Origin of the sequence: Methylobacterium sp. WL7 (assembly GCF_008040085.1) — a bacterium.
In the GTDB taxonomy this organism is placed as follows: Bacteria; Pseudomonadota; Alphaproteobacteria; order Rhizobiales; family Beijerinckiaceae; genus Methylobacterium; species Methylobacterium mesophilicum.
This window is the reverse complement of the sequence record NZ_VRVG01000057.1, coordinates 1-19,858: the sequence shown is the minus strand read 5'-3', so window position 1 is coordinate 19,858 and position 19,858 is coordinate 1. Positions and strand designations below refer to the sequence as shown.

The following is a 19,858-nucleotide window of genomic DNA, read 5'->3' as shown; positions in this document are numbered from 1 at the left end:
CGAACGAAGTCAAGGCGGCTCGGGGTGCTTGTCGGGCATATCCGGGTGGCCTGGCGTGCGGTGGCGCACCCTGTTCCTCCGCACCCGAGACCCCGCACGACAAAAGATTCTTCTCGGCGGCCCTCAGAAACGCCTAAACTCCCCGCGCGCGGCCCAGCGTGGAAGGATCCCACGGAGACGACCTTGGACGCCATCGATCTCAAGATTCTCGCCTTGCTCCAAGCGGACGCGACCCTCTCCATCGCGGCGATCGGCGAGCGCGTCGGCCTGTCCCAGACCCCATGCTGGAAGCGCATCCAGAAGCTGGAGGCCGACGGCGTGATCGACCGGCGGGTGGCGGTGCTCGACCCGGTCAAGCTGGGCCTCGGCCTCACCGTGTTCGTCTCGATCGAGACCGCCGACCACTCCCAGGAATGGCTTCAGCGCTTCGCTGCGACCATCTCGGCCATGCCGGAGGTGCTGGAATTCTACCGGATGGCCGGCGACGTGGATTATATGTTGCGCGTCGTGGTTGCCGACATGCAGGCCTATGACAGCTTCTACAAGCAGCTTATCGCGGTGCTGCCGCTGAAGAACGTCACCTCGCGATTCGCCATGGAGAAGGTGAAGTCCACCACCGCCCTGCCGCTCCCGGCACCCCCGAAAACCGGGCGCCACCTCCCCGGCACCGGCCCGGTCCTCGCCGTGGTTGGAGAATGATCTTCTCTTTTATTGCGGCGCAACGAATGCAATATCCTAGTTCAGGCGCGTTCTGCAAAAAGAACGTTTTCGATTGACACCGGCCCCGTAGGCCACGACATGGTCCCCTGATGGCACGCCAGAATCTCCTTCCGCGCACCGCCCCGTTCGGCGACGGCGAGCGCGCCAGCCTCGATGCCGTGCTCGGCAGCGCGACGCCCGTGCAGCGCGCGTGGCTCGCGGGCTTCCTGGCGGGCCTCGACGCCGCCGGAGGGCAGCCGGCCGCCGTCCCGGCCGCCCCGCCCAAGGCCGCCGAGCCGCTGACGATCCTCTATGCCAGCGAATCGGGGAACTCCGAGGCGCTGGCCGGCAACGTCGCCAAGCTCGCGCGCAAGCAGGGGTTCAAGCCGAAGGTCGTGGACTTCTCGGACCTCGACCTGGCGAGCCTGCCCAAGGCCGGCAAGCTCATCGCCATCGCGGCGACCTGGGGCGAAGGCGAGCCGCCGGCACGGGCCGTGCGGGCCTACGGCGAACTGATGGGTGAGGGCGCCCCGCGCATCGACGGCGTCCCCTTCGCGGTGCTGGCTTTGGGCGACACCTCGTATGTCGAGTTCTGCGCCATCGGGAAGGCGCTCGACGCGCGCTTCGAGGCGCTGGGCGGCCAGCGCGCCGCCGAGCGCGCCGACCTCGACCTCGACTTCGAGAAGCCGGCCGCCGACTGGATCAAGAACACCCTCAAGGCCCTCGCCCCGGCGGAGACGCCCGACAACGTCGTGGCGGTGGATTTCGCCCGCACCGCCGCCGGCGAGGACGACGAGGCCGAGCCGAGCCGCGAGCCGCTGGTGGTCGAGGTCGTCGAGCACGTGAACCTCAACTCGTCCCGCTCCGACAAGGAGACGATCCACCTGGCGCTGGCCTTCGAGGACGGCGCGCCCGCCTACGAGCCCGGCGATTCGCTCGAGGTCTTCCCCGAGAACGACCCGCAGCTGGTGGACGAGATCCTGAACGCCGCGGGGCTTTCGGGCGACGAGGCCCTGCGCCAGGCGCTGCTCGCCGAGCGGGACATCACCACCCTGTCGGCCGCCACGATCGAGCGCTTCGTCAAGGCGACCGGCCACGCCGACGCGCAGAAACTGATCGACAGCGGCGAGGCCCGGGCCTGGATCGAGGGACGGCACCTGATCGACCTGCTGGCGACCTTCCCGGCCGCGCTGACGGCCGAGCACCTCAACACCATCACCCGGCCGCTGCCGCCCCGGGCCTACTCGATCGCGTCCTCGCGCAAGGAGGTGGGCGACGAGGTCCACCTCGCCATCGTGGCGGTCCGCTACGAGACCCACGGGCGGGCCCGCTCGGGCGTCGCCTCCGTGCATGTCGCCGACCGGATCCGGGACGGCGCCAAGCTGCGGGTGCGGCTGAAGCCGAACCGGCACTTCCGCCTGCCGCAGGATCCGGCCACCGACATCATCATGGTCGGCCCCGGCACCGGCGTCGCGCCGTTCCGCGCCTTCGTGCAGGAGCGCCGCGCCATCGAGGCGCCCGGCCGCTCCTGGCTGTTCTTCGGCGACCGGCACTTCCTGCACGACTTCCTGTACCAACTCGAATGGCAGGAGGCCCTGGAGGACGGCTCGCTGACGAAGATCGACGTCGCCTTCTCCCGGGACCAGCCGGAGAAGATCTACGTGCAGAACCGCATCACCCACAACGCGCAGGAGCTGGTCTCCTGGCTGGAGGGCGGCGCCCATTTCTACGTATGCGGCGATGCCAAGAACATGGCCAAGGACGTGCGCGCCGCCGTGGTGCGGGCCTACGAGATCGCCAAATCCCTGAGCCCGGCCGACGCCGAGGCGCAGGTTGCGGCCCTGGAGCGCAGCCACCGCTACCAGCAGGACGTTTACTGAGATCATCGCGCTCCCCGATCCCGGGGAGAGCACCAAGATGCGACGGAGACAGTCGGAGCGCGGGTCCCCTCTCCCATGCGGGAGAGGGACAGGGTGAGGGATCCAGGTCTTTCCGGAGAGGGCGCCCCCCTCACCCCAACCCTCTCCCGCACGGGAGAGGGGGACTGTCGCGGATCCCGCCCCTACCGTGAACTGGCACCCGCCCCATGAAGGGGGTGGGAGACGCGTTCAGACAGACGGATTCACCTTATGGACGACCACAGCCCCCGCGACGACGCCGACGCCCAGGCCCTGGCGCAGACCCCGGCCGCCCGCGTCTACGAGACCCCGCCCAAGGACCGGCCGATCACCGATGCCGAGGCGGCCCGCGCGGCCCAGCTCGCCGCCAACGAGCACATCAAGATCGCCAGCGGCTACCTCCGCGGCGGCCTCGCCGACGGCCTGCTGAAGCACGCCACCGGGGCGATCTCCGAGGATGACGGGCAGCTCGTGAAGTTCCACGGGATGTACATGCAGGACGACCGCGACCTGCGCCCGGAGCGGACCAAGAAGAAGCTCGACAAGGCCTACAGCTTCATGATCCGCCTGCGCATCGCCGGCGGCGTGATCAGCCCGAAGCAGTGGCTGGTCCTCGACGACATCGCGGTCACCTATGCGGGCAGCGCCCTGCGGGCGACCACGCGCCAGACCTTCCAGTATCACGGCGTGATCAAGTCGAACCTCAAGCGCACGATGGCGGCCATCGACGCGGCCCTGCTCGACACGATCGCGGCCTGCGGCGACGTCAACCGCAACGTCATGGCGGCGACCAACCCGGCTCAGGCGGGCGCCCACAAGGCCGCCCACACCCTCGCCAAGGACATCTCGGACAGCCTGCTGCCGAAGACCAGCGCCTGGCGGGAGATCTGGCTCGACGGCGAGCGCGTGGTCGGCGGCGAGGAGGAGGAGGTCGAGCCGGTCTACGGCCGCACCTATCTGCCGCGGAAGTTCAAGATCGTCGTGGCGGTGCCGCCCTCCAACGAGGTCGACATCTTCGCCCACGATCTCGGCTTCATCGCCATCCTGGACAAGAAGAACCAGGTCACCGGCTGGAACGTCACCGTGGGCGGCGGCATGGGCATGACCCATGGCGAGCCCGAGACCTTCCCGCGCACCGCCGACGTGATGGGCTTCGTGAAGCCCGAGGACGCCATCAAGGTCGCCGAGGCCGTGATGACGGTCCAGCGCGACTGGGGCAACCGCAAGAACCGCAAGAACGCCCGGCTCAAGTACACGATCGAGCGCTACGGCCTGGCGGCGTTCCGGGCCGAGGTGGAGACCCGGATCGGCAAGACGCTCGGCGAGCCGAAGCCCTTCACCTTCACCAACAACGGCGACCGCTTCGGCTGGACCGAGGGCGACGACGGCCGTCACCACCTGACCCTCTACGTCCCCTCCGGCCGGATCAAGGATTACGAGGACGGCCCGCAATTCCTCACCGGCCTGCGCGCGATCGCCCAGGTGCACGAGGGCGATTTCCGCCTTACCGCCAACCAGAACGTGATCGTCGCCAACGTGCCGGCGGAGAAGCGGGCCGAGATCGAGGCGCTGGTCGATCAGTACGGGATCACCAAGGGTGCCGGGGCGCTCCGGCGCAACTCCATCGCCTGCGTGGCGCTGCCGACCTGCGGCCTCGCGCTCGCCGAGAGCGAGCGCTACCTGCCGGACCTGATGACCGAGCTGGAGCAGAGCCTGGCCACGCACGGGCTCGCCGAGGAGGAGATCACGATCCGCTCCACCGGCTGCCCGAACGGCTGCGCCCGCCCGTTCATCGCCGAAATCGGCCTCGTCGGCCGGGGGCCCGAGCGCTACCACCTCTATCTCGGCGCCGCCTTCGACGGCTCGCGCCTGAGCAAGCTCTACAAGGAGGACGTGGCGGCCTCGGACATCCGCGACACCCTGGATCCGCTCTTCGCCGACTTCGCCAAGGGCCGGAACCCCGGCGAGCATTTCGGCGACTACCTGATCCGGGCCGGGCACGTCGCCCGGACCATCAACGGGCCGGATTTCCACGACCGGACCGGGGCCCTCAAGCCGGTCGGACACGCCTGAGCCGACGCGATCCCGGGCCGAGACCGCACCCTCGGCCCCGGGAGGCGCGATTCTTCTGAGACCGTTTGGCCGGTCCCGGGCGCGGGGCCGAGGCCTGCGCCTCGCATCGGCCGGACGGCACGACGCAATCATCCAGAAACCATATCGACGGACGGCCCGCCCATCCCTGCCCGTGAGAACGAACGTTCATTGACGCGAGAATGAACGTTCATTACGACAGTGGGGCAAGCAGGAGTGAGCCATGGCTCTGTCGCTCGAAGGTCGCTGGTCGGATCTGGATGAGGACCGGTTCGCCCCGTCCGGACCCGGCGCGGCGCGCCTCCTCGCGACGGTCCGGGCTTTCTGCACCCCGTCGAACCTCACCTTCGCCGCCGTTCTGGTCCTCGCCTGGATGGCGCTGATCAGCTGGACCGGCGCGGGTCCGAAGGGCTGGCAGGCGCGCCTGTGCGCCGACCTGAGCCAGACCGCCCAGGCCTGTGCGGCCACCATCCCCGCCAAGGACCAGAGCCGCGTCGCCGCGGTCGCGCAGTTCGCCCCGTGAGCGTGCCGGCGGCCGCCGAGGCGCGCTCCGGCCAGGCCGCGCGGCGCGAACACATCCTCGACGCCGCCGAGGCCTGCTTCGTGCGCAACGGCTTCCACCGGGCCACGATGCAGGACCTCGCCCGCGAGGCCGCGATGAGCCCGGGCAACTTCTACCGCTACTTCGAATCCAAGGAAGCCCTGGTCGTCGGGCTGGTGGAGCGCGAGCGCGAGCGCGGCATCCAGCTCGTCGAAGAGATGGGGCACGGCGGCGACCCGCGCGCGGCCCTGCTCGACCTCATCGCGCGCTACTTCGTGTCGATCACCCGGGAGGCCGCGGTGCTGCGCATGGAGATCTGGTCGGAGGCCACCCGCAACCCCGCCATCTCCGACCTGACCGCCCGGTCCGAGGCGGAGACCCGGGACTGGTTCACCGAAACCTTCGCGGCGCTGGCCACCAGCCCGGATTGCGACCCGGACCGGCTCTACGGGCTGGTCGCCCCGCTGATGAAGGGGATCATCGTCGGCCGCGCGATCCTGCCCGATTACGATCCGGCCCCCGCGGTCGCCCAGCTCCACGCCCTGCTGGCGACCGGCCTCGACGGCCGCCTGCCGCGCGCCGCCCCGGGCATGCCGCGGCCGGACCACTGATTCCCGTCTGCGGACCGAGCCCTGCGGCTCGCTCGTCCGGCGCAATCCGCAACACGGCGCGGCGTAAGGACCGCCGGACAAGGCCGGCCCGGTTCCGCACCGGCAGGATCGCCAACGGCGGCGACGGCACATCCTAGGACGTATCGATCTGGGCCGAGCCGCCACGGTGCGCGGCTGCCTGCGCGCGGTGCTGCGCAGCCCGCAGGCCTCGATATGGGTGGCACGCGCCGCGCCGGGCCAGCCGCAGGCCGCGACCCGCGCGCCCGGGGGCCCCCGATCCGAATGCACGGCGACGCGCGCGAAGGACTCGGACGCGATGAGCGCGCATCTGATTCGAAGAGGCCGACGGGCGCGCCTGTCGATCTCCGCCCGGGCGCGACCCGCATCAACGCCTGGACGTGTATTTTGCGCATTTGCGCACGTTTAAGTCTCCACAATCCGTAAGATTTAAAATCATTCCAAAGGGATGTGTGACGCACCGGACACGTCCGATGAGTTCCTGCGCCTGTGAGCCCGTCGATTACAATCACGCATTGAATCAGGCCGACAATCGTACGCAAAGACGAGGGCGCATCGACGCGACGATCTTCTTAAGAATGACTCAAAACTATGCCTCAAGGCCGAACAATCCGCGCCGTTGTCGCAAACTCAGACCGCAATTGCACAAACAATAAGCGATACGGGCTGGTTTTGACTCTGCTTGCGGCATCGACGACTGTCGTCCACGCACAATCCAGCCCGATCCAGGACGAGGTCATACTCTCGGAACTGAGCGTCACCGGCACGGGTCCCGAGCGGGCGGACGGCCCGGTCGTCGGCTATCGCGCCACGCGCTCGGCGACCGCGACCAAGACCGACACGCCCCTGCGGGACTCGCCGCAATCGATCAACGTCGTCCCGCGCCAGGTGATCACGGACCAGCAGGACCTGCGCCTGACCGATGCCGTCACCAATGTCAGCAACGTCACGCCCGGCAGCACCGTGCAGGGCCGCTCGCAGAACTACGTCATCCGCGGCTTCGCCACGCAGCTCTTCGCCGTCGACGGCATCCTGGTCAATCCGGCGATCAACTTCTATCCGGTGGAACGCGACCTCGCGAACGCCGAACGGGTCGAGGTGATCAAGGGGCCCGCCTCCGTGCTGTTCGGCCGGGGCGACCCGGGCGGGGTCGTCAACATCGTCACCCGCAGGCCGACCCTGGAGCCGACCGCGGACGCGAGCGTCCAGGGCGGCAGCTTCGGCTTCCGGCGGTTCCAGGGCTCGGTTTCCAGCGCGATCCCGTCCATCGATGGGCTGGCCGCGCGCCTCACCTTCGCCGCGCAGGAGGATCCGACCTTCCGCGACATCGGCGGCGACACCAACCGGCGCATCTTCATCGCGCCGGCGCTGAGCTGGACGCCGAGCGCCGACACGAGGGTCTACATCAACGCGGAAGCCACCAGCCAGCGCACCCAGTACGATGAGGGGCTCATCGCTTTCCGTGGCCGCGTGCCGCTGGACAACATCCGCCGCTACTACGGCGAGCCGTCCTCGCGCTATTACGGCGAGGTCAACGGGATCACGATGCGGGCCGAACACGACGTCAATGAAAACCTGACGCTGCGGCAAGTGATCAACGGGCAATGGGGGGCGTTCAACCTGTTTGCAGCCCGCGCCACCGGCGTCAACGCTGCCGGCACTCAGGTCACGCGACGCGACACCTCGGTCGACTCGCATTTCGCCGCGATGGATACGCAGACCGAAGCGATCATGAAGTTCGACACGTTCGGCTTCTCCCACACGGCCCTAGCGGGGTTCGAGTACACCAACGGTTTCCGCCACCCGTATTCCCAGCAGGGCACCTACACCCCGGTCAGCTTCCTCAACCCGGTCTTCGGCGGCACGCCCGGAGCTCTCTCGCTCCAGCAAGACCTGAAGCAGAGGCTCGAACTGTTCGGTTTCTACCTGCAGGACCAGATCGCCCTCACGCCCCAGTTGCAGCTCGTGCTCGGCGCCCGGTTCGATCTCGGCACCCAATATTATTTCGCCCGCGTACCGGGCTCGAAGACCCAGCCGCCGGAGCAGGAGTTGTTCGGCGCCTCGCCGCGGGTCGGCCTGATCTATCGGCCGTTCGAGCCGCTGACGTTCTATGCCAGCTACGCCACGTCCTTCGCGCCGCAGACCGCGAACGTCCTCAACGTCGTCAACCCGGCGCCCGAGACGGGCGAGCAGCTCGAGGTCGGAACCCGCATCGACATCAACCCCGACCTGACCCTGAGCGCGGCCGCCTTCCGGATCACCCGCAACAACGTCGCCGGCAACGACCCCGTCAACACCGGTTTCTCGGTGATCACCGGCCAGCAGCGTTCGGAGGGCGTCGAGGCGGACCTGGCCGGCGAGATCCTTCCGGGCTGGAAGGTCATCGGCGGCGTCGGCTATCTCGATGCGCGGATCACCAAGGACAGGGTCTTCGCGGTCGGCAACCGCCTCTTGGGCGCGCCGGCCTTCAGCGGCAGCGTGTGGACGACGTACGATGTCCAGGCCGGCTCCCTGCGCGGTCTCGGGCTCGGCATCGGCGTCACCCATGTCGGCCAGCGCTTCGGCGACCTCAACAACAGCTACAAGGTCGGGGCGTACAATCGGGTCGACGCAGCCGTGTATTACGACATCGACGCGCATTACCGGTTCGCGGTCAACATCCGGAACCTGGCGAACGCACGCTACATCGAGCAGCCGTTCAATCAGTTCAACAACACCCCCGGTGCGCCTTTCACCCTCCTGGCGACGATCACTGCGCGGATGTGAGCCGGATCGGCGCAAATCAGGGGTTCGAGAGGCCTCCAGCCCAGCCCTTTCAAGGTGTTTGGCCAGGTGCGCGTCGTGGGATCGGCGCTCCCGAGCCGATCACGCGCGCGCCTTTCCCGGACGGGTGAAGCGAAGCGGAACCTGATCCGGGATCCAGCACACGAAGCGCCGCGCCAGCGGCACGGGTCGATCAGGCGGACGCTGCGCGCCGTATTGTGCTGGATCCCGGGTCGCATTCCGCTAGCGCTGCATGCGCCCGGGAAAGGGCCGGGCGGACCTGCTCGACACATGTCCTGGTCTCAGCCCAACATCTTGAAACCGCTGTGTCTGGGACCTTTTGCGGGCGCAGGGTGGAACCCTGCTGTCGGGCTTTGCCCGATCCATCAGGGGCCAAATCCTAGAGGTCTTGCCCCGAACCCCGCCAAAGGGCTGAGCCCTTTGGAAACCCGGTCGTCCTCGCCGCGCTACCGTCCCGTGTCGCCGACGGGCTCCGGGCGGGGCTTCGCCACGCGGAGGGGCGTCGCGGCTCTCGGCTGCGCACGCCGGCGGCTCGCGCGGCGACGCAGGATGTAGAGGGTCAGGCCGGTGGCGGCGAAGCCCGGCATGGCCAGCGCTGCCAGGCAGAACAGCAGGGCGAACAGGTCGCCGAAGAACCGGCCGCGATGCACCTCCAGGATGGACTGGAGGATCTGCCGCCCGAGGGGCGTGTCGGCGGCGTGCTCGGCTGACAGGAAGGCGCCCGTGGCGGCGTCGTAGCGCGCCTCGTTGCGGGCGCTGAGGGACGCGACACCCCGGGGCAGCCAGCGGATGCGGATCGTCGCCGTGTCGGCCCCCGGCAGGGTCAGGGTCACGACGCCGGCCTCCTGCCCCTCTCCGGCCCGGAACGCCGCCCAGGCGCGGTCGACGGCGTCGGGCCGGGAGTCCGGCACGGGAGAAGCCTCCCCATGGCCGGCCATGCGGGCCGGCTTCGCCCGCTCCGACGGCCCGGCGAGCAGCCAGGTGGCGCCGTCCTTGAACGCCGGGTAGGACCAGGTCAGGCCGGTGAGCGCGATGACCAGGTAGACCGGCGTCAGCCAGGTCCCGGCCACGGCGTGCAGGGACCACCAGCGCGGCCGGCCCGGCCGCGACAGGCTCGGCTTCAGCCAGATCCGCCAACGATGGATCTTGGGCCAGCGCAGGTAGAGGCCGGTGGCGAGGAACACGATCAGCGCCAGGGTGCAAGCCCCCGTGATGGTCCGGCCCCAGCCCTTGGACCCGCCGGGAATGAGCAGCCAGCGGTGCAGGTCCCGCACCGTCGCGAAGGCCGCCTCGAGCCGGACGGGGCCCAGCACCGCGCCGTCATAGGGGTCGGCATAGACCGAGGGCGGCCGCACCCGGGTCTCCGGGTCGCGGGCGAAGCGCACGAACGCGCTCGCGTTCGGGTCGTCCGACAGGGTGAGGGCGTTCACGATTCGGCCGCCCGCCTGGGCGTCGATCCGGGCGGCGAGGGCGGTGGGGGCAAGCGGCACCCGGTCCGCCGCCTCGACCCGCATCCGGTCGCGGTTGGCGAAGGCGGTGATCGCCTCCTCGTAGCTCATCAGCGCGCCGGTCAGGCCCATCAGCGCGAGCACGAACCCGGCGGTGAGGCCGAGCGCCCAGTGCAGGCGGAACAGGACGGTCCGGGGGGAGGGAATCGGCAGCGGCTTCACGATGCCGGCTGCGTAGCGCAAAATCCGGTCCCGTTAAAACGAATTTTGCTCGAGAACATCGTCTTGGACATCGGCTTCGGGATGATGCTCTAGACCTTTGATGTCGCGTCCTCGTTTTTCGAAAGCCGGGGGCGACCTTTCCCGATGATGCGCGAGGTCTTTGATAGTGTGGCATTGTCAGAGCCGAATGGATTTCTCCTTCGTGGAAAGATGCTCGCGCAGAGTTCGGCCACGCAGACGACGACGAGCCGCGTAGCCCTACGCGATCTGACGGGTGACAGAGCCGCCATCCGGTGACAGGATCATGCCCGGGATACGCCACCCACTCCCGCATGGTCTGTGAAAGGGGCTCGATTCGATGCATCAACCTCTGCGCCGGACGGTCCAGGTCGGCGAGAACGGGAGGATGAACCTTCCCGCGGAGATGCGCCGCATCCTGGGTCTGACCGGATCGGGCCGCGTCATCCTCACACAGGATGAAGATGGCATCCGCATCACAACGGTCGAGCAGGCCCTGAAGCGTGTCCGTAGCCTGGCGGCGCCCTTTGCCGAGGGCCGCGGATCCGTGGTCGATGCGTTCATCGCGGAGAAACGTGCAGACGCGGCCCGTGAGGATGCCGAGGGCAACGCCGACCCGCATGCCTGATCCGATCCTCGACGCATCGGCCGTCCTGACGGTCATCTTCGACGAGGCCGGAGCCGACCGCGTGGCCGCTCACCTGCCCGGCGCCAAGGTCTCCGCTGTCAACGCGGCCGAGGTCATGACGAAACTTTTCGACCTCGGCATACCCGGAAACACCGTCTACTCGATCCTCGAAGGATTGCAACTCACGATCTTGCCGTTCGGGATGGTGGAGGCGCGGGAAACCGCCGGGATGCGCCCACTCACCCGGCACGCCGGCCTCTCGCTCGGGGACCGCGCCTGTCTGGCGACCGCAAGGCTGGAGAACGCTCCGGCCCTGACGTCGGACAGGGCCTGGGCGCGGCTGGGCCAGACCGTTTCGGTCGACATCGACGTGCTGCGCTGACCGGCACGGATCGGCAGGCCGCGCTTGCCCAAGCCCGGCACGGCATTGTGAGGCTCCGCGACCGCGGCCCGGCCTCAGGTGATCGGCGCCGGGTTGAACAGGGTCAGGTCGTTGAACAGGCCCCAGCGGTCGGACCAGGGCCGCTTGCGCCCGCTCGCCACGTCGAGGATCAGGTGGAACAGCTCCCAGCCGACCTGCTCGATCGTGGCCTCGCCGGTGGCGATGCGGCCGGCATCGAGGTCGATCAGGTCGGACCAGCGCTCGGCCAGCTCCGTCCGGGTGGCGACCTTGATCACCGGGGCCTGAGCGAGACCGTAGGGCGTGCCGCGGCCGGTGGAGAACACCTGCAGGGTGATCCCCGAGGCGAGCTGGAGCGTGCCGCAGACGAAGTCGCTGGCTGGGGTCGCGGCGAAGATCAGGCCCTTCTCGCGGACGCGCTCGCCCGGCGCCAGCACCCCGGCGATCGCGCCGGTGCCGGACTTGGCGACCGAGCCCAGGGCCTTCTCGACGATGTTGTTGAGGCCGCCCTTCTTGTTGCCGGGCGACGGGTTGGCCCGGCGGTCGGCCTCGCCCTTGGCGAGATAGGCATCGTACCAGGCCATCTCGCGGATCAGGGCCTGGGCCACCTCCGGCGTCCTGGCCCGGGGGGTCAGGAGGTGGATCGCGTCGCGGACCTCGGTGACCTCGGAGAACAGCACGGTGCCGCCGCAGGCCACGATCAGGTCGGCGCAGTAACCGAGGACCGGGTTGGCGGTGACGCCGGAGAACGCGTCGCTGCCGCCGCATTGCAGGCCGATCACGAGATCGGAGGCCGGACAGGTCTCGCGGGTGCGCCGGTTCAGCACCTCCAGGCGGGCTTCCGCCATCGCCAGGATGCTGTCGAGCATCGCGGAAAAACCCTGGTGGCGCTCGTCCTGGAGCCGGACCACCCCGTCCCCGGCGGCGCCGCCGTCGGGCAGCAGCCGCTCCGAGACGAGCTTCTCGCAGCCCAGCCCGACCACCATCACTTCGCCGCCGAAATTCGGGTTCTGCGCGAGGCTCTGGAGGGTCCGGATCGGCACCACAGCCTCCGGGGCGTTGATGGCGACGCCGCAGCCATACGCATGGGTGAGGCCGACCACGTCGTCGACGTTGGGGAAGCGCGGCAGCAGCTCCTGCTTGATCCGCCTGATCGCCACGTCGAGGGTGCCGGCGACGCATTGCACGCTGATCGAGATCGCCAGGATGTTCTTGGTGCCCACCGACCCGTCCGGGTTGCGGTAGCCCTCGAAGGTGTAGCCCTCGAGCGGGGGCAGGGGCGCCGGCACCCGTGTGGCGAGTTCCAGCGCGTCGAGGGCGGGGGCGACCGGGGTCGCGACCCGGGATTCCTCGACCCAGCCCCCCCGCGGGATCGCTTGCGTGGCGATGCCGACCACCTCGCCGTAGCGACGCACCGCGCCGCCCTCCGGGATGTCGGACAGCGCCACCTTGTGGCCCTGCGGGACGAACTCGACGAGTTCGAGCCCGTCCGGGAACGCCGTGCCGGCGGGCAGCCCGAAGGCGTTGACCACGATCGCGACGTTGTCGTGCTCGCTCAGCCGGATCGTGCGCGGCACGTCCCCGGCCGGGCGATCCTGGGTCGGGCGATCCTTCGTCCGGCGATCCTGGGTCGCGCTGTCGATCTCGGCCTGCATCGGACGTTCCCTGCTCAGCCTTCGGTGCGGAAACGCCCGGCCAGGGCCTCGGCGTTGCGCGCGAGCAACCCCAGATCCGAGCCGACCGCGGTGAACCGGGTGCCGGCCGCGATGTAGCGCTTGGCCAGGTCCTCGCTCGGCGTGAGGATGCCGGCATGCTTGCCGGCCTTCACGATCCGGCCGATGGCCGCCTCGATGGTCGCGACCACCTCCGGGTGACCCTGTTGGCCGAGATGGCCGAGGCTGGTGGAGAGGTCGCCGGGCCCGATGAACACGCCGTCCACGCCTTCCACGGCGGCGATCGCGTCCAGATTGTCGAGGGCGCGGCGGGACTCGACCTGCACGATCACGACGATCTCAGCCTCACAGCGGGTGTGGTAGTCCGGGATGCGCCCGAACCGGGCGGCCCGGGGCGCCTGCGAGAAGCCGCGGATGCCGCGGGGCGCGTAGCGCGTCGCCGCCACGACCCGCTCGGCCTGCGCGGCATCGTCGATATTGGGGATCATCAGCGACTGGGCGCCGGCATCCAGGATGCGCTTGATGGTGATGGGGTCGTCGCTCGGCACCCGCACCACCGGGTTGGTGGCGTTCTCCATCATGGCCTGGAGCTGGAAGTAGATATCCCGCAGGTCGTTGGCGGAGTGCTCCATGTCGAGGAGCAGCCAGTCGAACCCGGCGCCGGCGACGATCTCGGTGGAGATCGGGCTCGCGAGGCTGCACCACAGGCCGATCTGCTGGCGCCCCGCGCCGAGGGCGGCCTTGAAGCGGTTGGTGAGTCGGTCCATGGCGATCCCTCTCCTGGCGGCCCCGGCCTCTGCGGGCCGTCGGGTGCCCATCAGGCGCAGCCTTTCCACCGGAGGTCAAAGCCAAAGGCTGGATCGATCGATACCGTCGGCGCATCGATCGATGCCGCGGGCGCTTGGCTCATCCAGGCCGCGGGCGCTTGGATCAGGCCGGGGGCAGCTCCGCCAGGATCGCGACCAGCCGGGCGATCAGCGGCTCGTCCGCGTCGCGCCGCCAGGCCAGGACCAGCTCGGCGGGGCGGGGGGCCGGCAGCACCAGCGGCCGGAACGCCACGCCCTCGAAGCGCAGGCGCTCGGCCGCCGCCGGCACGAGGGCGATGCCGAGGTCGGCCCGGACCAGGGCCAGGATCGAGTGGATCTGGGTCATCCACTGCACGATCCGGGGCTCCACGGCCGCCTCCGCGAGCAGGCCGAGGATCAGGTCGTGGAAGTAGCGCGCCTCGTTCGGCGCGTAGGCGATGAACGGTTCGCCGCCGAGATCGCCCGGGGCGAGATGCGCGCGCGCCGCCAGGGGATTCCCGGCCGGCAGGGCCACCACCAGGGGCTCGGCCAGCGCCCGGACCGCGATCAGGTCCGGATGGACGATGGGCGGACGCACCAGGGCCGCGTCGAGACGGCCGGCGAGGAGCTCCTCGACCTGATCCCGGCTGACCATCTCGCGCAGCGCCAGCGTGACGTCGGGCAGCGCCCGCCGGAGGGCGGTGACGAGGCGGGGCAGGACATCGTAGGCCGAGGCCGCGGTGAAGCCGAGCTTCAGCACCCCCGCGCGCCCGGCCGCGACCTGGCGGGTGACGTGCGTCGCGGTCTCGGCGAGCCGGAGGATGCGCTGCGCCTCCGGCAGGAAGCTGCGCCCGGCCGCGGTCAGCCGGACGGATCGGCTGGTGCGCTCCAGGAGCTGCACGTCGAGCACCCGCTCCAGCACCTGGATCTGCCGCGACAGGGGCGGTTGCGTCATGTTCAGCCGGGCGGCCGCACGCCCGAAATGCAGCTCCTCCGCCACGGCGGCGAAGCACCGGAGCTGGCTGAAGTCGAACATCGGATCTCCCCTGCACGCCGGGACGCGGAGGGGAGATCATAAGGCCTCTGCGCCCCTCAGTCGTTCGGCCGATAGAGGTACCGGCCTCCACCGGACCTGCGCACAGGTCCGGGGATCCCGAAGGGCCCGCGGCCCTTCGGCAGGGCTCGGGGCGCGGAGCCCCGAGGTTCGCGGGGCGCTGGTCTTACGGCGCCAACTCGTTGCCGGCGTAGTCGATCTTACCGTCGGCGCCCTTCTTCCAGGCGTAGATCACGTAGTCGGGCCGGGTGAGGTCGCCCTTCTTGTCGTACGCGATCGGGCCGACCACGGTCTCGATCGTCTTGCCCTGGTGCAGCCAGTCGGCCAGAACCTTGCCCTCTATGGAGCCGGTCTCGGCGGCGGCCTTGGCCAGCACCTGCACGGCCGCGTAGGCGTAGAGCGTGTAGGCGTCGGGATCGATGGTCTTGGCCTTGAACGCCGCGACCACGGCCTGGGCGCTCGCGTTCTTCCGGGCATCCGGCGAGAAGGTCATCAGCGTGCCCTCGGCGCCGTCGCCGGCGATCTGCACGAACTCCTTCGGGGCGAGGCCGTCGCCGCCGACCAGGGTCGCGTTCAGGCCCTGGTCGCGCATCTGGCGCAGGATCAGCCCGGCCTCGGTGTGGAAGCCGCCGTAATAGACCACGTCGACGTTGGCCGACTTCAACTTGGACACGAGCGCCGAGTAGTCCTTCTCGCCCGGGTTGACGCCCTCGAACAGCACCTCCTTGCCGCCCTTGGCCTTGAGCGTCATCTGGGTCTCCTGCGCCAGACCCTTGCCGTAGGACGACTTGTCGTGGACGAAGGCGATCCGCTTGCCCTTGAAGTGATCGGCCAGGTACGCGCCCGCCACCACGCCCTGCTGGTCGTCGCGGCCGCAGGTGCGGAAGGTGTTCCACATCCCGCGCTCGGTGAACTTCACGTTGGTGGAGGACGGGGTGACCTGGACGATGCCGGCATCGAGGTAGACGTCGGAGGCGGGGATCGACACGCTGGAGGCGAAGGCGCCCACCACCATCGTCACGCCGTCCGCGGCGAGCTTGTTGGCGATCGACACGCCCTGCTTCGGGTCGGAGGCGTCGTCGCCGTAGATCGGCTCGAACGGCCGGCCCTTGATGCCGCCGGCCTTGTTGATGTCCTCGATCGCCTGGCTGACGCCGTTCTTCACCTGCACGCCGAAAGCCGCATACGGCCCGGTCACGCCGGCCGAGACACCGATCTTGATCGGTCCACCTTTGTCCTGGGCCTGTGCAGCGCCAATCGTCAGAAGACCAACGATGGTCAACGACAGTATTCTCCTCATGACCGCCCCCGCGCTCGAAGTCCAACCCGCCCCGGCAGACCGACGCAATGTTTCGGCCAGACCCGACGACCGTGCATCGACCTGCCGCGACGCGGGCGCAAGCCTGTTTTCAACCTGCCGCGCCGTCAAGGCCGCAAGCATAGGGATGTGCCGCACGGCACTGATCTGAAACCGATCCGGACCCTGTCACGCCGCAATCGGCGCCGAACGGCGCGGGCGTAGCCCCGATCCTGGCCGGGGAAGCGGCGGGATCGATCGACCGGACGGCGGCGTCGGATCGATGATTCGTCGGACGGGCGCGACGGCCGTGCCGCGCTCAGGTCCGGAAGCCGCGCGCGGGAGCACGCACGCCCATCCCGGCAGATCGCTGCCGGGGCTCCTCCTTCGATCTCCCCGGCGCCCGGCGCCGAGTAGGCTCTGCTGTCTCGGGCGTGGCGGTTGCCTGACCGGCCGCGGCGCCTCCCGTCGGAGCCGCGGCCGACGCGATCGCGTCAGCAGCTCAGGCGGCGCCCCTCGCGACGTCCGAAGGTCCGGTAATGGGCCGCACCGGACTCCATCTGGCCGTTGGCGATGGCCCGGCGGACATCGGGGTTGCAGCGCAGATACTCGCGCTCGTCGAACCCGCCATAGGCGCGCTCGCCGTAGCCCCGGTCGCCGTAGCCGCGCTCGCCGCGATCCCGACCGCGGTCATCATCGCGGTCCCGGTCGCGGTCGCCGTAATCCCGGCCGCCATAGCCATAATCGGGTCCGCGCTGAGCGAGGGCCGGCCCGAGCGCGGACATCACGCCGAAGCCGACGGCGACCGCAGCCAAAAACGCTTTCATCGTACCTGTCTCCTCACCGAGCCTGGAAACGCGTTGGGCCCCAGATGGTTCGATCGCCCCGGAGGGGGGACGGCGCGCGCGCCGGTCCCGGCGGCCACGGCCATCCCGCGCCCCGGCCGACGGAGGCGGCGGAGACTTGGAAACGGCGGATCCGCGCGACCAGCTCACGAAGCGCCCGATACCGAGGTCGCCCCGATCGCGTTCAGGAGCCAGGCCCGCCCCGGCCTGACAATCGATGGGGAATGCAAATCACCATCTTTTTCGGACTACCGCCGCCAGCACGAAACAGATCACGGATTTATTTTCGATCAAAAGAAACAAATATCGACCCGAACTTCTAATGTACTTAAATTATAACTCGCCGACCAGAACGACCATTGATGGGATCTCGCCTCTTTGCTATGGGATTATCTTCCACGACAGAGAGTTAGACGCCGATGTCCTCCCGAGCCCTGGGATGTGCTGCGCGCGACGGTCTCGCCGGCGCGATGCTGGCGGCGACGTCCCTGGTCGCGCTGAGTCAGGCCGCGGCGGCGCAGCACGCGGTCGTCCTCGACGAGCTCTCGGTGGAATCGCATGGCGGGACCATGCGAAATTCCGGGCCGCCGCCGACCGGGACGATCGGCCAGCCGCCGGCCGCGTTCGCCGGCGGGCAGGTGGCCGGCGGCGGCCGCGTCGGGTTCCTGGGCCATCGCGGCGTGTTCGACACGCCGTTCACGCAGGCGAACTATACGGAGGCGCTGCTCCGCAACCAGCAGGCCCAGACCCTGGCCGACGTGTTCGCGAACAACCCCTCCGTCCGCGACCAGCAGCCGCCCTTCGCCTCGCAACCGAGCAGCTTCATCCGCGGCTTCTACGTCAACTCCCGCGACTACGCGTTCGACGGCCTCTACGGCATCACGAACGTGTACCGGCCGGCGGTGGAGGGGCTCGAGCGGGTCGAGATCCTGAGCGGCCCGGGGGCCTTCCTGTACGGCTTTCCGCCCTCCGGCAGCGCCGTCGGCGTCATCAACCTCGTCCCCAAACGGGCCGCCGAGACGCCGCTGACCCGCGTCACGGCGCAGTATCTCTCCACCGGCAATGCCGGCGGGACTTTTGACGTCGGCCGGCGCTTCGGGGAGGGCGATGCGGTCGGCGTCCGGATCAACGGGGCCTACCGCAACGGATCGACCCCGATCGACCACCAGAACCTGGGCCTCGGCTTCCTGTCGCTGGGGCTCGACGTCCGGGGCGAGGCCGTGAGGCTCAGCCTCGATGCCGGCTACCAGCACCTCGACCTCGACGCCGAGAGCAACAGCCTCACGGTCCTTCCGGGCGTCCGGATCCCGCGGGCGCCCAAGCTGACCCGCAACGTGCAGCAGCCCTGGGAGCGCTCGGATCTCGAGCACGGTTTCGGCGTCCTGCGCGCGGAGTACGATCTGGCCCCGGACGTGACGCTGTTCGGCGCGGTGGGCGGCTCGCTGGCGACGCGCGACTTCTTCCGGACGCAGTCGACGCTCACGGATGCCGCCGGCAGCCTGCGGCAGCAGATCCGGACCGTCTCCGCCGACAACCAGCAATGGACGGGCGAGGTCGGCCTGCGGGCCCGGATCGACACCGGGCCGGTCCGGCATTCGGTCGCCGTCGTGGCGACGCATTACGCGATGCGCGAGCCCTTCGCCACCGCGGTCGGGGCGCGGCAATTCCGGTCCGCCCTGTACGCGCCGATCCTCGTCGCCAGGCCGACCCGGCCCATGCCGAGCCCGAGCGTGACGACCCTGTCGGCGCTGGACGGGCTCGCCGTCACCGACACGGCGTCGATCCTCGACGGGCGCGTCCAGGCCATCGCGGGCGGCCGCTTCCAGGACGTGACGCGCGACCTGGCCTTGCCGAACGGCGGCTACTCGGCGCGCTACGACACATCGGGCTCGACCCCGGTCGCCGCGCTGATCGTCAAGCCGCTGGAGAACCTGTCCCTGTATGCCAGCTACGCCGAGGGGTTCGGCTTCGGGCCCAGCCCGCCCGCCACCGCGGCCAATGCCGGCACGACGTTCCCGCCGGTCAGGACCAGCCAGATCGAGACCGGGGCCAAGCTCGACCTCGACCCGGTCGGGCTCACCCTGGCGTTCTTCGAGATCGCGCAGCCCTCCGGGATCCTCGATCCCAGGACCCGGATCTTCAGCCTGAACGGCGAGCAGCGCAACCAGGGCATCGACCTGAACGTGTTCGGCGCCCCGGCCGAGGGCGTCCGCGTGCTCGGCGGACTGACGCTCCTCGACGGGCGGCTCAGCAGGACGGCCGGGGGCCTGTTCGACGGCCACGTCGCACCGGGCGTGCCGAACGCGCAGGTCAACCTCGGCGGCGAGGTGGATCTGCCGGCCTCGATCCTCGCCGGCGTGACCCTGACGGGGCGGGTGATCTACACGTCCGCACAGTACTACGATCAGGCCAACACGCAGAAGATCCCGGACTGGACGCGCCTCGACCTCGGCATCCGCTACAGCTTCACGGCGAACGGGACGCCGCTGACGGCCCGCTTCAACGTCGAGAACGCGGCCGGCGCCCGGTACTGGGGCTCGTCGGCCCAGGGCGCGCTCAGCTACGGCACGCCGCAGACCTTCCTGGCGTCGCTGTCGGCGGATTTCTGACCGCCCGACGAAGGCCCCCCCCGCCGGCGGGGGTCGGTCACCGATTCCATGTGGTGCCTCGTCCGGTGCTCCCGGGCGTCCGCCGGCGTCGACGCACCCGCGCGTCGAAAGCATCCGCCGCCTCGGCCGACCGGAGAAGGACCCTTCCGGCAACCCTCTCACAGGTTTTCAACGAGACCTGTCGATTGATAAGCAGATCACAGCCTCAGTTATTTATAGTATCATTCATACCAATAT

General features: G+C 69.5%; 16 protein-coding genes. 10 read left to right on the top strand and 6 right to left on the bottom strand.

The window, feature by feature from the left end; all coding sequences use genetic code 11:
* Window positions 1–183: 183 nt before the first annotated feature.
* The 6 genes from FV233_RS15755 to FV233_RS15730 all read left to right on the top strand — a co-directional run bounded on the left by FV233_RS15755 (window position 184) and on the right by FV233_RS15730 (window position 8,624).
* The gene (locus FV233_RS15755) at window positions 184–699 is read left to right on the top strand and encodes an Lrp/AsnC family transcriptional regulator (RefSeq protein ID WP_147857649.1); all 516 of its coding nucleotides are present in this window, start codon (window positions 184–186) and stop codon (window positions 697–699) included.
* Window positions 700–809: 110 nt separating this feature from the next.
* Window positions 810–2,579 carry a flavodoxin domain-containing protein gene (locus tag FV233_RS15750; protein ID WP_147898004.1) on the top strand — a complete coding sequence of 590 codons (1,770 nt, stop codon included), beginning with the start codon at window positions 810–812 and terminating at the stop codon, window positions 2,577–2,579.
* Window positions 2,580–2,828: 249 nt separating this feature from the next.
* Complete coding sequence (locus FV233_RS15745; RefSeq protein ID WP_147898003.1) at window positions 2,829–4,670, top strand: NADPH-dependent assimilatory sulfite reductase hemoprotein subunit; 1,842 nt, start codon at window positions 2,829–2,831, stop codon at window positions 4,668–4,670.
* A gap of 241 nt (window positions 4,671–4,911) precedes the next feature.
* Window positions 4,912–5,211, top strand: a complete 300-nt coding sequence (locus tag FV233_RS15740) for a hypothetical protein (RefSeq protein ID WP_147857336.1) — start codon at window positions 4,912–4,914, stop codon at window positions 5,209–5,211.
* Window positions 5,208–5,840: a TetR/AcrR family transcriptional regulator gene (locus FV233_RS15735; RefSeq protein WP_147898002.1), complete on the top strand. Its 633-nt coding sequence runs from the start codon at window positions 5,208–5,210 to the stop codon at window positions 5,838–5,840. Before FV233_RS15740 ends, FV233_RS15735 begins: the two co-directional genes overlap by 4 nt.
* A gap of 609 nt (window positions 5,841–6,449) precedes the next feature.
* Complete coding sequence (locus FV233_RS15730; protein WP_147898001.1) at window positions 6,450–8,624, top strand: TonB-dependent siderophore receptor; 2,175 nt, start codon at window positions 6,450–6,452, stop codon at window positions 8,622–8,624.
* Between the two features lie 464 nt (window positions 8,625–9,088).
* On the opposite strand, the gene FV233_RS15725 is transcribed toward FV233_RS15730, so the two are convergent.
* Window positions 9,089–10,333 (bottom strand): PepSY-associated TM helix domain-containing protein, encoded by a 1,245-nt coding sequence (locus tag FV233_RS15725; RefSeq protein WP_238259662.1) that lies wholly within the window; start codon window positions 10,331–10,333, stop codon window positions 9,089–9,091.
* A 337-nt stretch (window positions 10,334–10,670) separates the two neighbouring features.
* Between FV233_RS15725 and FV233_RS15720 the strand changes: the two genes are divergently transcribed.
* Window positions 10,671–10,958: an AbrB/MazE/SpoVT family DNA-binding domain-containing protein gene (locus tag FV233_RS15720; protein ID WP_147856226.1), complete on the top strand. Its 288-nt coding sequence runs from the start codon at window positions 10,671–10,673 to the stop codon at window positions 10,956–10,958.
* A complete protein-coding gene (locus FV233_RS15715; RefSeq protein ID WP_147898000.1) occupies window positions 10,951–11,340 on the top strand; it encodes a type II toxin-antitoxin system VapC family toxin in 390 nt (129 codons plus the stop codon). Before FV233_RS15720 ends, FV233_RS15715 begins: the two co-directional genes overlap by 8 nt.
* Window positions 11,341–11,414: 74 nt before the next feature.
* On the opposite strand, the gene garD is transcribed toward FV233_RS15715, so the two are convergent.
* From garD to FV233_RS15695, 4 genes are all read right to left on the bottom strand, one after another.
* A complete protein-coding gene (garD, locus tag FV233_RS15710) occupies window positions 11,415–13,013 on the bottom strand; it encodes a galactarate dehydratase (RefSeq protein ID WP_246689997.1) in 1,599 nt (532 codons plus the stop codon).
* 14 nt (window positions 13,014–13,027) lie between these two features.
* Window positions 13,028–13,798, bottom strand: coding sequence for an HpcH/HpaI aldolase/citrate lyase family protein (locus FV233_RS15705; RefSeq protein WP_147856228.1), 771 nt, complete (start codon window positions 13,796–13,798; stop codon window positions 13,028–13,030).
* Window positions 13,799–13,961: 163 nt separating this feature from the next.
* Window positions 13,962–14,852, bottom strand: a complete 891-nt coding sequence (locus FV233_RS15700; protein WP_147897999.1) for a LysR family transcriptional regulator — start codon at window positions 14,850–14,852, stop codon at window positions 13,962–13,964.
* Window positions 14,853–15,036: 184 nt separating this feature from the next.
* Entirely contained in the window at window positions 15,037–16,170 is a 1,134-nt protein-coding gene (locus tag FV233_RS15695; RefSeq protein WP_147897998.1) for a branched-chain amino acid ABC transporter substrate-binding protein, read from the bottom strand.
* Here FV233_RS15695 and FV233_RS30370 point away from each other — a divergent pair.
* Complete coding sequence (locus FV233_RS30370; protein ID WP_187278123.1) at window positions 16,145–16,339, top strand: hypothetical protein; 195 nt, start codon at window positions 16,145–16,147, stop codon at window positions 16,337–16,339. The genes FV233_RS15695 and FV233_RS30370 overlap by 26 nt on opposite strands.
* Before the next feature lie 322 nt (window positions 16,340–16,661).
* Here the strand turns inward: FV233_RS30370 and FV233_RS15690 are convergent, their stop codons facing one another.
* Complete coding sequence (locus FV233_RS15690) at window positions 16,662–16,994, bottom strand: hypothetical protein (RefSeq protein WP_147857839.1); 333 nt, start codon at window positions 16,992–16,994, stop codon at window positions 16,662–16,664.
* A 437-nt stretch (window positions 16,995–17,431) separates the two neighbouring features.
* On the opposite strand from FV233_RS15690, the gene FV233_RS15685 reads away from it, so the two are divergent.
* Entirely contained in the window at window positions 17,432–19,621 is a 2,190-nt protein-coding gene (locus FV233_RS15685) for a TonB-dependent receptor (protein ID WP_147897997.1), read from the top strand.
* The last annotated feature ends 237 nt before the right edge of the window (window positions 19,622–19,858 follow it).